Source organism: Psychroserpens sp. AS72, from assembly GCF_038900375.1.
Classification (GTDB): Bacteria; Bacteroidota; Bacteroidia; order Flavobacteriales; family Flavobacteriaceae; genus Psychroserpens.
On record NZ_JBBMRC010000001.1, the window covers coordinates 214176 to 227941 of the forward strand.

The window sequence follows — 13766 nt, forward strand, 5'->3', positions numbered from 1 at the left end:
ATTTTAACCCGATTTTAAGGATAAAATAATTTGAGTCTTTTGAAGTTATTATACTGAATGAAAATTGCTATTTCACTATTTTGTTTTATGCTGTCCTTTTGTGCTTTTGCGCAAGAGACAACCTCTAATTATAAAACAAAAAAAGTGGTTGTTAGAGATTCTGTGAAAATTGATACCGTAAGTATTAATTCTAGCTGGTTTATACTTCGGAAACCAAACCAAACACTTATAGATACGTCGTACTATAAGGTTGATTTTGCCAAAGCATTATTAACGTTTAAGAAACCTGTAGAAGTTGATTCCGTAGAGATTTCTTATTTACGTTATCCCGATTTTTTAACTCGGAAATACGCTCAACTCGACGAAAAGATCATTGTAGAAAACACAGATAACTTACAACGACTTTATAAACTCAACCAATCTAACTTGCAAAGAGATTACACGCCATTTGGAGGTTTGAGTACATCTGGAAGTATTTCTCGAGGTGTAACGTTAGGAAACAATCAAAACTCAGTATTAAATAGTGAATTAGATTTACAAATTTCTGGAAAATTGAGTGATAAAGTCTCGTTAAGAGCATCCATCCAAGATGCAAATATCCCATTACAAGAAAGTGGGTATTCACAACGATTAGATGAATTTGATCAAGTATTTATAGAACTCTTTAGCGACGATTGGAATATAAGAGCAGGTGACATAGATTTAATAAATACCAATAGTTATTTTGCCAATTTTACCAAGCGAGTACAAGGGTTACAAGTCGCAGCAAATTTTGGAGACGAGGATTCTAAAACTACTCTTTTTGCATCTGGAGCTTTGGTTAGAGGCCAGTTTACGACGAGTCAATTTACTGCTCAAGAAGGTAATCAAGGTCCATATAAACTCACAGGACCCAATAATGAATTGTTCGTTTTAATAGTGTCTGGTAGTGAAACCGTTTATGTCAACGGTCTCCCAATTGAGCGTGGTGATAACAAAGATTATATCATAGATTATAATGCTGGTGAAATCATTTTCAATTCTACATATCCTATAACTTCGGAAATGAGAATTACCGTAGATTATCAGTTTAGTGAACGTAATTTCTCCCGATTTACCATTTTTGGAGGAGGAGCTTATGAATCCGAAAAATTAAAACTTGGTGTTTCTGTCTATTCTGAAGCAGATGCTAAAAACCAACCCTTACAACAAAATCTTTCGGCAGAACAAGTTGAAATTTTATCTAACGCAGGTGATGATCAATCGCAAATGGTTGCACCTTCAGATGTTTCCGAAGCATTTGATGAAAACCGTATTTTATATAGAAAAGATGTTATTGGTGGTATTGAACGTTTTGTGTTTTCTAATAACGAAGACGATGAATTGTTTAGCGTTCGTTTTACGTTAGTTGGTGCAAATCTTGGTAATTATGTCTTGATAAATAGTAATGCGATTGAAAATATTTTTGAATATGTAGATCCCATTGGTGGTGTTCCACAAGGAAATTATGAGCCTATTATTCGTTTAATTGCTCCAGAAAAATTACAAGTTGCAGTGATAAACGGAACTTATAAACCAACCGAAAAAACGGATGTGTTTTTTGAACTTGCTGGTAGTAAAAATGATGAGAATTTGTTTTCTAATCTAGATGATGGCAACAATGATGGTTTTGCTGCAAAGCTTCGTGTTAACCAAAGTATTATCAAAACAGATAGCCTGTGGAATCTTAACGCAAACATTGATGCAGATGTTATTAACAAGAATTTTAAAACCATCCAACGGTTATACAGAGCAGAGTTTAATCGTGATTGGAATTTAGAAAACCCACTAGGGAATCAAAACTTATTGTCTTCTGGTTTAGAACTCGTACATCCTAAAAAAGGTTTGGCGTCTTATAAATTTGAGCATCTTAATTACTCTGAGAAATTTAATGGAAATCGACATAATGTGTTTGCTAATTTGCAGTTTCATCAATTTAATATATTTTCTAATTCTAGTTTTTTAAATAATAAAAGCAGTCTCTCTACATCAACTTTTGTGCGTTCTTTTAATAGAGTGACTTATAATTTTAATAAACAATGGATTGGAACTAGAATTGCTCTAGAAGATAATGAGCAACGTGATAGGGAAACTGATATATTAACAAGTTTAAGTCAGCGTTTTAAGTCGTACGAAGTATTTACAGGAATAGGAGATAGTACAGGTGTTTTTGTAGAAATTGGTTATAAACATCGTGTTAATGATAGTTTGAGAGATAATCAAGTTAAGCGAGTTAACTCGTCTAACACGTATTATGTGAAGTCTAAGATTATTCAAAATAAAAACACAAACTTGGGTATTTATGCCAATTACCGGAAACTAAAAAGTAAAGACGAGACTATTGAAGATGAAAATTCATTGAATTCTAGATTGAATTTTAATCAGAAATTATGGAATAATCTCGTGTTATTAAATACTGTTTTTGAAACCAATTCTGGAACCTTACCACAACAAGATTTTACCTATGTTGGTGTAGAACCTGGTCAAGGTGCTTATACTTGGATTGATTATAATGACAACGGAATCCAAGAACTTAATGAGTTTGAAGTGGCTCAATTTTCAGATCAAGGCGAATATATTAGAGTATTACTTCCTAATCAGGTTTTTGTAAAAACGCATCAAAATAGATTCAGTCAAACGATAACTATTAATCCTCAACAATGGTCAGTTTCCGAAGAAAAAGGAAAGAAATTTTGGTCTCATTTTTATAATCAGACCTCTTATTTGGTAGATCGGAAGAATAAGAGAGAAGGTGAGGAGTTTGATTTAAATCCGTTTTCTACTTCCGAAGAAAATCAACTCGCATTAAATAAAAGTATACGTAATGTATTGTTTTTTAATAGAGGTAAACAAAACTATACCACATCTTATACGTATTTAGCCAATACCAATAGAGCGACGTTATCAATAGGATTTCAAGAGAATAGCATTGAAAGTCATCAATTACAATTCAATCATAAATTTTGGACCAATTGGCTTATTAATTTACAATCTAGTTTTGAGACTAATGAAAGTCTGAGTGAGAATTTTGCAACCCGTAATTATGAATTAGATGAAATTAGATTTCAACCTAAATTATCTTACATATTTAATGAAAATGCGCGTTTTGATGTATTTTATCAATACACTTCAAAAGACAATACTATAGGTAATATGGAGCAATTGTTACAAAATAACTATGGCTTATCATTTACGTATAACAACGCAAATAAAATGGCGCTTACAGGTGAAATTAATTTCTTTAAAAATGAGTTTACTGGTAATGCAAATACACCTGTATCTTATCAAATTTTAGAAGGCTTGCAGCCAGGAAATAATTTTACTTGGAGTTTGTTAGCTCAAAGAAAACTAACCAAATTTTTAGATTTAAATTTTAATTACTTTGGAAGAAAAACAGAAACTAGCAAAACGATTCATACTGGAACTGTTCAGTTAAAGGCTTATTTTTAAGCTGTGTAACATTCATTACAAATAGACAGTATTTTTTTTATAACTTTGATACATGCAAAAACTGTTTGCCATATCATTTTCTTTTTTGGTGCTTTTTCAAAGCCTCAATATAGGAGTTGAAGATATTTCTAAAATTAGCGTCTTGCTAGATCATGCAGAATATCATCAAGAAAATTATGGCGATTCATTTGTTCAATTCTTAGCAGAACATTATGGCGATTTAAAAGATAGTCATGAAAATGATCATGAAGAACATGAGGATTTACCGTTTAAACATCAACATCAAACCTGTGTTCATACAAGCGTTGCATTTACGTTTGATATTATAGAATTCGATTTTACTTACGATACATTCACAGAGATTCCTTTTAATTTTTTCTACAAGGAATCTGTTTCTTTATTTGAAAAGCCAAGTGTTTTTCAACCGCCTAGACTAGCATAATTCATATTTAAAGTTTTTTAAAAATCCACAATATACATTATGGTATGTGGTATTATTAATTCTTAAAACATTGAACTATGTTAGAATCAATTATTAAATTCAGTTTAAAAAATAAGCTAATTGTTTTCCTTTTTACAGCTTTTATTGTTGGCTTCGGAATTTTCTCATTAACCCAAATTCCTATTGGTGCTGTTCCAGATATTACCAACAATCAAGTGCAAGTTATTACCACATCCCGAAATTTATCAACCCAAGATGTTGAACAATTTATTACGTATCCAGTTGAATTAGAAATGGCTAATTTACCAGGTGTTGAAGAGATTCGTTCGGTTTCAAAATTTGGGTTATCTGTCGTTACGATTGTTTTTGACGACAATATGGGAACCTACTTACCAAGACAGCTTATTGCCGAAAAAATAAAATCAGCATCTGAACAAATTCCTGAAGGATTTGGTGCTCCAGAAATGGGTCCAATTACAACAGGTTTAGGTGAAATTTATCAATACATATTAGATGTAAAACCTGGTTATGAAGATCAATATACGACTACAGATTTGCGTACCATTCAAGATTGGGTTGTTAAAAGACAACTGTCAGGAATTCCTGGAGTCGTAGAAGTCAATACTTGGGGTGGATTTTTAAAACAATATGAAGTCGCTATTAATCCAAGTAAATTGGTTTCAATGAATATTTCAATATCAGAAATATACGACGCATTAGAAAAAAACAATAGCGTCGCAGGTGGTGGATATATCGAAAAAAATGATAAAGCTTTTTTTATTCGTGGTGAAGGTTTAGTGAGTTCATTAGAAGACATTGAGAACATTGTTGTGAAAAATGATATTACACCAATTTTTATTAAAGATGTCGCTAATGTTGGGTTTGGTAGTGCTACTCGTTTTGGAGCTATCACAGGAAATGGTGAAGGTGAAAAAGTCTTAGGGCAAATCATGATGCTTAAAGATGGCAATTCTAAAGAAGTTATTGATACGGTTAAAGAACGAGTTGCTTCTATCCAAAATACGTTGCCAGAAGGAGTTTACATAAATGGCTTTTTAGAACGTAGCGAGCTCATAGGTAAAACAACATTTACAGTTGCCGAAAATTTGATTTTGGGATCACTCATAGTCATATTTGTAGTTGTACTTTTACTAGGTAATTGGCGCTCTGGCTTAATCGTTGCTTCGGTTATTCCTTTAAGTTTGTTGTTTGCTATTATTCTCATGAATCTTTTTGGTGTGGATGCTAATTTGATGAGTTTAGGTGCTATTGACTTCGGAATAATTATCGATGGTGCTGTCATCATTGTGGAGTTTATTGCATTTCAGATCATGTCTAAATCCTCTCAAATTTCAAAAACTGATAAACTTGAAAAACAAGCAGAAATTGACCAAATAACACTTAAAAGTGCTTCAAAAATGATGAATTCTGCCATTTTTGGTCAATTAATCATTTTAATTGTATTTATACCAATTCTCTCTTTGAGTGGTATTGAAGGCAAAATGTTTAAACCTATGGCGATGACATTTAGCTTTGCTCTCATTGGAGCAATGCTATTATGTCTGACTTATGTTCCTGTGGTTTCATCATTATTTTTGAGAGCAAGAAAAGTGTCATCAAAAAATATCTCTACAAGATTGATGAACTTTTTAAATAAGCGTTACCAACCCATGATTAATTGGTCGTTAGGCCATAAAAAAATAGTGGTTTTGCTCTCTATTGTATTGTTAGCAATTAGTGTATGGGTTTTTACACGAATGGGTGGTGAATTTGTGCCTACGCTTGATGAAGGCGATTTTGTGATTCAACCTGTATTAAAAACAGGTACATCATTAGCAAGAACTGTTGATATTACTACACGAATAGAACAAATATTATTAGATGATTTTCCTGAAGTTGATCAAGTAGTATCCAGAATTGGAGCAGCAGAAGTGCCTACAGACCCAATGTCTATGGAAGAAAGTGATGTGATTATAAAACTCAAACCTAAAAAAGAATGGACCTCTGCAGCTTCTAAAGACGAATTAGCTGATAAATTTAAAGAAGCTTTAGCTGTCATTCCAGGCATGGAAGTAGAATTCACTCAACCTATAGAAATGCGTTTTAATGAGTTAGTCACAGGTGTGAGAGCAGATGTAGCTATTAAGATTTTTGGTGAAGATTTAACCGTTTTAGCAAATAAGGCTGATGAGATTAGGGATTTAATTCAGAATGTAGAAGGTGCAGCAGATATTTCCGTAGAAAAAGTAGAAGGTTTACCTCAAATGAGTGTTACATATAATCGTAGTAAAATTGCGCGTTATGGGATGAATATTTCAGATTTAAATCGAATCATTTCTATGGGTTTTGCGGGAGAATCTGTAGGTAGTGTTTTTGAAGGTGAAAAACGTTTTGATTTAGTAATTAGACTACAACAAAATAACCGGAAGAATCTTGAAAGCCTGAAAAATTTATATGTAGATACACCTCAAGGACACAAAATTCCTCTAGACGAACTAGCAACAATTGCATACACTACTGGTCCTGCACAAATTTCTAGAGATGATACCAAACGTCGTATTGTTGTTGGGATTAATGTTAGAAATCGAGATTTACAATCGGTTGTTAATGATGTACAACACATTATAGAAGCTCAACTCAAATTACCTGTTGGGTATTCTATTACTTATGGTGGACAATTTGAAAATTTACAAAGTGCAAAAGATCGATTACTAGTTGCTGTTCCAGTAGCTTTAGTACTCATATTTATATTGTTGTATTTCGCATTTGGTTCTGTAAAAGAAGCTTTGATAGTCTATTCTGCTATTCCGTTTGCTGCAGTAGGAGGCGTGTTATTATTATGGGCTAGGGATTTACCTTTTAGTATTTCTGCAGGTGTTGGTTTTATTGCACTCTTCGGAATTGCCGTTTTAAACGGAATCGTGCTCATTGAACATTTTAAAGAGCTTAAAGCAGAAGGTTTCTCTAATATTGAAGAACGTATCAAAAAAGGAACCAGTGAACGTTTAAGACCAGTGTTGTTAACAGCTGCAGCTGCTGCCTTAGGATTTTTGCCAATGGCGATTTCAACAAATGCAGGTGCTGAGGTGCAACGACCATTAGCAACTGTTGTTATAGGAGGTTTGATAACAGCAACGCTCTTAACTTTAATTGTATTGCCTGTTTTGTACGCTTGGTTTGAAAATAAAAACACTTTAAAAATGAATAAAACAGCTTTATCAACTCTAATCATTTTAGCGATGACTTTTGGTGTAAATGCTCAAAATAAGCCATTAACAGTTGAAGAAACTTTAGCATTAGCAATTGAAAATAATGGGAGTTTAAAAGTCGAATTATTGAAAATTGATGAGTCAAACGCATTGATTGGAAGTGCATTTAGTTTTGATAAAACAAATATTTATTATCAATATGATGAAAATAATTTGGCAATAAATAATGAGCCACTCAAGGTTTTTGGAGTGTCACAGGATTTTAAATTTCCGACGGTTTATTTTGCTGAAAAGAAACGTAACAAGTCAAATGTTAACTTACAAGAAGCTAAGTATAGTTTGCAATTGCTAAAAGTTAAAAGAGATGTTTACAGTAATTATTATGAGTTGAGTTATAACAAAAACAAAGCTTTAACTTATAAATACTTGGATAGTTTATATAAGGATTTTGCTAAAAAAGCAGAGAGACGTTTTGAGTTAGGCGAAACCAATTATCTAGAAATGATTACAGCACGTTCAAAACAGAAACAATTAGAAACGCTTTATAAACAGTCATTACAAAACGTCAATCAATCTCAATCACAACTTAAAAAAGTGGTTCAGGTGGATTCTATAGTAATTGAGGATATTGAACTTGAGAAATTAGAACTTCAAAATTTAACATTAGAAGCACATGAAGGTTTATCCTTTTATGATGCGTCTATACATTACCAGCAAGCGCAAACAAAATTAGAGAAGCAGAATTTGTTGCCAGATTTAAGTGCTGAGTATTTTCAAGGTACAAATAGTACGTTAAATCAAAATGTCAATGGGTATCAGTTTGGGTTAAAAGTGCCGCTTTTGTTTGGTGGTCAACGTTCAAAAATTAAAGCTTTAAAAATTTCAGAAGATATAGTTGTAGAACAAAAGATAGATTATGAGACGCAATTAAATGCGGAATATCAATCGCTCTTAGCAAAACTACAGCAACATCAGGAAAGTATTAGCTATTATGAAACACAAGGCAAATCGCTTTCCGAAGAAATCATAAAAACAGCAAATCGTACTTTTAAAGAAGGTGAAATTGACTTTTTTCAATACATCCAAAGTTTAGAGACCGCTAAGGAAATACAGTTGAGTTATCTAGAACAACTCAATCAATACAATCAAACAGTAATTACAATCAACTATTTAATTTTATAACAATGAAACATATATATATCATAGTATTTGCAATGGTTTTAATGGCCTGCGGAAATTCAGAAAAACAAGAAGAAGTAATTTTAGAAACTGAAGATCATCATGATGAAATCACTTTAACGACTGCTCAATTTGAAGGTGAGAAAATGGCTTTTGGAGGTTTAGAAGAGGTTGATTTTTACGAGACTGTAAAAGTAAACGGAATGATTGATGTACCACCACATAACAAATCTAATGTAACTACATTTATTGGTGGTTATATTACAAAAACACCTTTGTTAATTGGTGATAAAGTGAAGAAAGGACAACTATTAGTAACACTCGAGAATACTGAGTTTGTAGAACTACAACAACAATATTTGGAGGTTTCAGAACAAATTAATTATCTGAAGTCTGAGTTTAATAGACAAAAAACATTATTTGATGAGAAAATTACTTCTGAAAAAAACTATTTAAAAGCTGAAAGTAATTACAAAAGTAACCTAGCGCATTATAACGGATTGCGAAGAAAATTGCAAATGATAAATATCAATCCAAAAAGTGTTGAAGAAGGTCGTATTTCATCAACTATTAATCTTTATGCTTCAATTGATGGTTATGTTGCTAAAGTAAATGTGAGTAATGGTACATATGTGGCACCAAGTGATGTGATTATAGAAATTGTAGATACAGATCATATCCATTTAGAATTGTCGGTTTTTGAAAAGGACATCATGAAAATTAAGAAAGACCAGAAAATCTTGTTCAAAATTCCAGAAGCTTCCGAAGAAATGTACGAAGCAGAAGTGCATTTAGTAGGTACCACAATTGATGAGCAAACAAGACGCGTAAAAGTACATGGACATATGAATGATGATGAAGACAATTTTATAGTTGGTATGTTCGTAGAAGCTGATATTTTAATTTCTAATACAAAAGGGATGGGTTTACCAATAGAAGCTATTATCGAAGTTGAAGACGAAGCCTATGCTTTGGTGCTGGAAGAAAAAAATGATAATGAGTATCATTTCAAAAAGGTAAAATTAGATCTTGGTAAGCGAACAGAAACCAATATTGAAATTTTAAATTCTGAAATGTTAAAAGACAAACAAATTATAATCAAGGGAACAAGTATGTTACTTAGTGACAGTGAAGGTGGTCATGGTCATTAAATTTTTATCTTGATAGTCAAACTTTACATATTAATTGCGTTTAGAAATTAGAACAGTTGTAGCTTTTTAAAATCTGTAAATCGAGGTCTCTTTATTATTATTGTATATTGGAGTTATAAAAATCAATCATAGCTTTAAAATCGTTTATGATAAATTCACTAAAAAGAGTTTTTAAAAAAATAAAATCTGAAGGGTTGTTCTCTTCTACTGTAGATTTTTACACTTTAATTTATGATAAATTTTACGATAAAAAGTATACTATTGATACCTGTACTTGGGTTTGTAAAGAAGATTTAGATGTTGATGCTTCTGCAAAAGAACATGCTTCTATGTATCAGGCTACTAAGGTTTTACATCTAAGAAAACTCTTTACAAAATTGAAACCTTTAACGGGGAAAACCATTATTGATATGGGTTCTGGTAAAGCAAGAGTATTATTAGTAGCATCCGAATTTGGTTTTAAAAAAGCAAAAGGAGTGGAGTTTTCGTCCAATTTATGTGATATATCCAATCGAAATATTAAGATGTATAACGAGCATATTAAAACAAATACTGTATTTGAAATTATTAATGAAGATGCTGGGAAGTATGAGTTTAATGATGATGAAGATATTTTCTATCTCTATAACCCGTTTCATGAAGTGATTCTATCTAAAGTTATTGAAAACATTAAATCATCACTTCATAGAAATCCTAGAAATATTTTAATTATTTATAAAAATGCTAATTCAAAGCGACCTCTTATTGAAAATAATTTTCAAATTAAATCAACCGAATTTGTACAGGATTTAGGAGGTAATTTCATTTTATACACTATTTGAAATATAAAATGCCAATAGTAGATGTTTTACTATTGGCATTTTTAATATAATTTTTTATTAGAATTACATTTTTTGAAGCCAATGCTTCACATCTACGTCCTTTTTAATAATATCTTTTAAATCTTCAATCTTAACACGTTGTTGCTCCATCGTATCACGATGACGAATCGTTACTGTATTATCCTCTAAAGTATCGTGATCTACAGTAATACAAAAAGGTGTTCCGTTAGCATCTTGTCTTCTATAACGTCTTCCTACTGCATCCTTTTCATCGTAAGTGACATTGAAATCCCATTTCAAGTCTTCAACAATCTGTCTTGCTACTTCTGGTAAGCCATCTTTTTTAACCAAAGGTAAAATTGCTGCTTTTGTTGGTGCTAAAACTGCTGGTAATTTTAAAACAGTTCTGGTTGTATTATTTTCTAATTCTTCTTCAACTAAAGCGTTAGAGAAAACAGCCAAGAACATACGATCTAAACCAATAGACGTTTCTAGAACGTAAGGTGTGTAATTTGCATTGTCTTCATGATCAAAATACTGTAATTTTTTACCAGAGAACTCTTCGTGTTGTTTTAGATCAAAATCTGTACGTGAGTGAATCCCTTCTAATTCTTTAAACCCAAATGGGAATTTAAATTCTATATCTGTTGCAGCATCTGCATAATGTGCTAATTTTTCATGGTCATGAAAACGGTAATTGTCTTCTCCCATTCCGAGAGATAAATGCCATTTCATTCGTGTTTCTTTCCAATACTCAAACCATTCTTTTTGTGTACCTGGTTTGATGAAAAATTGCATTTCCATTTGTTCAAATTCACGCATTCTAAAGATAAATTGTCTTGCAACAATTTCGTTTCTAAACGCTTTTCCTGTTTGAGCAATTCCAAAAGGAATTTTCATACGTCCAGTTTTTTGAACGTTTAAGAAATTAACAAAAATTCCTTGAGCTGTTTCTGGACGTAAGTATAAATCCATTGCGTTTTCTGCATCGGCTCCTAACTTGGTTCCAAACATTAAATTAAATTGCTTAACATCTGTCCAGTTTTTAGAGCCAGTCAAAGGATCTGCAATTTCTAACTCTTCAATTAATGCTTTCACATCTGCCAAGTCTTCTTTTTCTAAAGATTGACCTAAGCGTTTTAAAATTGCATCTATTTTTTCTTGGTATCCTAGAACTCTTCCATTAGTTGATACAAATTCTTCTTTATTAAAAGCGTCTCCAAAGCGTTTCTCAGCTTTTTTAACTTCTTTATCAATTTTGTTTTCAATTTTAAGACAGTAATCTTCAACTAAAACATCAGCACGATAGCGTTTTTTAGAGTCCTTATTATCAATCAAAGGATCATTAAAGGCATCTACGTGTCCAGACGCTTTCCAAGTTGTTGGATGCATCAAAATTGCAGCATCAATACCTACAATGTTTTCATTCATTTGTACCATGGCTTTCCACCAGTAGTCACGAATGTTTTTCTTGAGTTCTGCTCCATTTTGAGCATAATCATATACTGCACTTAATCCATCGTAGATTTCACTACTTTGAAATACGTAACCATACTCCTTTGCGTGAGAGATTACTTTTTTAAATTGATCATCGTTTGCCATAGTGCAAAAATAAAAAACCGCTTCAATAAATTGTGCGGTTTTTAATAAAGAATTTATTTAAAATTATTGGACTGATGTGAAAATTAGCAATTTTCTGACCATTTGAAATCGTTTTTAAGTTTCATAGTAGTTCTATGGAAAGGAAAAATGATGAAAAATGGACTGATAAGGACAATTTTTTAGCCAATTAAAAAAGTGTAAAGGAATTTAAATAAGTTTGAGTTTAAACTATTTCTTAATTCAATTTTACTTGTGTACTTCCTAGTCTTCTGTCTTCATGAAAAATAGAGATATAATACGTTCCTTTTTCAAAAGGTTGATCGTCTATATCACTGTCTACGTCAATACATACTTCTACAACTTCATTATCGTAGTTAATGATTTCTTTAGCGCTGTAAATCAAAGAAGAACTACCAAAATCTACAGATCCTTTATCTGCAACAACATTGTTTTTTGGATTTACAATTTGTATGTAGAGTTCTTTTTCTCCAGCTTCTGTTAAAGAATTTTCAGCAAGTATAAAACACACTTCTATGCTTTGTACACGTTTAGCTTTATTGGTTGGTCTTTTAGATCCAAAAAGTTTTTCAAAACCTTCAGCTTTAAATGAATTAGCGGTTAATAAAGCCCCTTTTTCTATACTCTCGTTTAAGTTTTTATTTTGTTGAACTAAAGTAGAATTTTCATATTGTTGTTGTCGCAACGCGCTGTAAGCGAGTAACTTTTCTTTTTCTAAACCTTTATTAACTTGGTCTAAAGAGTCTACAGTGTTGAATAAAACCTTATTTTTAAGTTTTATATTAAAGAGTTGTTGTTTGAATTTTGCAAGTATAGAGAGGTCACTACGTACCATTCTAAGAGAATCCAAAGTTAATTTGGTTGCTTGTTTAGCGTCTTCCAATTTGGAAGTTATCAGATCATTGGAAATTGAAACGTCATCATAGCGTGCGATCATTTGGGATAATTCACTTTCAACTAGCTTCTTTTCTTGTTCTAAAAATTGCTGGTGCGCTGTAATGGATTTGTAACTTGTAAAACTGTAAACAGTTAGAACTGCGACTGCAATAATTAAAGAACCAATAATTAATCTGTAGTTAAATAATTGAGGGTTAACTATCATTATTAATTTTGTTATTTAATCAAGCGAAACTAAAGAATATGTTATCAATAAATAATTTTAATCGTTGAAATGATAAAAAACTTGTTAAACTTGTTTTTTCCTGAAGTTTGTAAAGCTTGTAGTAACCATTTGTCTGATAATGAACTACAAATTTGTACAAATTGCAGACATGATTTACCACTCACAAATTTTCATGAAGATCATGAAAATGCAGTTCATAAAATACTCTACGGAAGGGTGAAATTAGAGCAAGCTACTGCTTTGCTACATTTTTCTAAAAAAGGTATTGTACAACAACTCATGCACAATCTAAAATATAGAGGACATGAAGAAATTGGACAACTTTTAGGCGAATGGCTAGGAGAAGAATTGAAGCGAATTGATGGGTATTCAAATATAGATGTGGTTATTCCTGTGCCATTACATAAAAAGAAACTTAAATCTAGAGGTTTTAATCAAGTTGATAAATTTGGTATTGCCATAGCTAACGCTTTAAATGCAGAATATAATACGTCTGTTTTAATAAAAAAAACTCATACTAAGACTCAAGTTTTTAAAGATAGATTGAAACGAAATTCGAATGATCACACCAATTTTAAAATTGAAAATGGAGCTTGTTTAGAAAACAAACATATTCTTATTGTAGATGATATTATTACTACGGGAGCTACTATTGAAGATTGTGCTAATACATTATTAGAAATTAAAGGGATTAAATTAAGTTTGGCTACGATGTCAATCACAGATTAAACAATAAACGAGTTTAAATCTTAG

Annotated in this window: 8 protein-coding genes; 6 read left to right on the forward strand and 2 right to left on the reverse strand. The window is 31.7% G+C overall.

All coding sequences use genetic code 11. The features are described from left to right. Positions 1–57 precede the first annotated feature (57 nt). The 5 genes from WNY78_RS00915 (at position 58) to WNY78_RS00935 (ending at position 10270) form a co-directional block, all read left to right on the forward strand. Entirely contained in the window at positions 58–3468 is a 3411-nt protein-coding gene (locus tag WNY78_RS00915; protein WP_342871296.1) for a hypothetical protein, read from the forward strand. A gap of 52 nt (positions 3469–3520) precedes the next feature. Next, a complete protein-coding gene (locus tag WNY78_RS00920) occupies positions 3521–3910 on the forward strand; it encodes a hypothetical protein (protein WP_342871297.1) in 390 nt (129 codons plus the stop codon). Positions 3911–3987: 77 nt separating this feature from the next. Then, the gene (locus WNY78_RS00925) at positions 3988–8301 is read left to right on the forward strand and encodes a CusA/CzcA family heavy metal efflux RND transporter (protein ID WP_342871298.1); all 4314 of its coding nucleotides are present in this window, start codon (positions 3988–3990) and stop codon (positions 8299–8301) included. Positions 8302–8303: 2 nt separating this feature from the next. Next, positions 8304–9449, forward strand: coding sequence for an efflux RND transporter periplasmic adaptor subunit (locus WNY78_RS00930; protein WP_342871299.1), 1146 nt, complete (start codon positions 8304–8306; stop codon positions 9447–9449). A 146-nt stretch (positions 9450–9595) separates the two neighbouring features. Next, positions 9596–10270 (forward strand): hypothetical protein, encoded by a 675-nt coding sequence (locus WNY78_RS00935; protein WP_342871300.1) that lies wholly within the window; start codon positions 9596–9598, stop codon positions 10268–10270. Between the two features lie 63 nt (positions 10271–10333). Here WNY78_RS00935 and WNY78_RS00940 read toward each other — a convergent pair whose 3' ends face one another. Further along, positions 10334–11872, reverse strand: a complete 1539-nt coding sequence (locus WNY78_RS00940) for a glycine--tRNA ligase (RefSeq protein WP_342871301.1) — start codon at positions 11870–11872, stop codon at positions 10334–10336. 235 nt (positions 11873–12107) lie between these two features. Further along, entirely contained in the window at positions 12108–12992 is an 885-nt protein-coding gene (locus WNY78_RS00945; protein ID WP_342871302.1) for a hypothetical protein, read from the reverse strand. A gap of 69 nt (positions 12993–13061) precedes the next feature. On the opposite strand from WNY78_RS00945, the gene WNY78_RS00950 reads away from it, so the two are divergent. After that, complete coding sequence (locus tag WNY78_RS00950; RefSeq protein WP_342871303.1) at positions 13062–13742, forward strand: ComF family protein; 681 nt, start codon at positions 13062–13064, stop codon at positions 13740–13742. Positions 13743–13766: the final 24 nt, after the last annotated feature.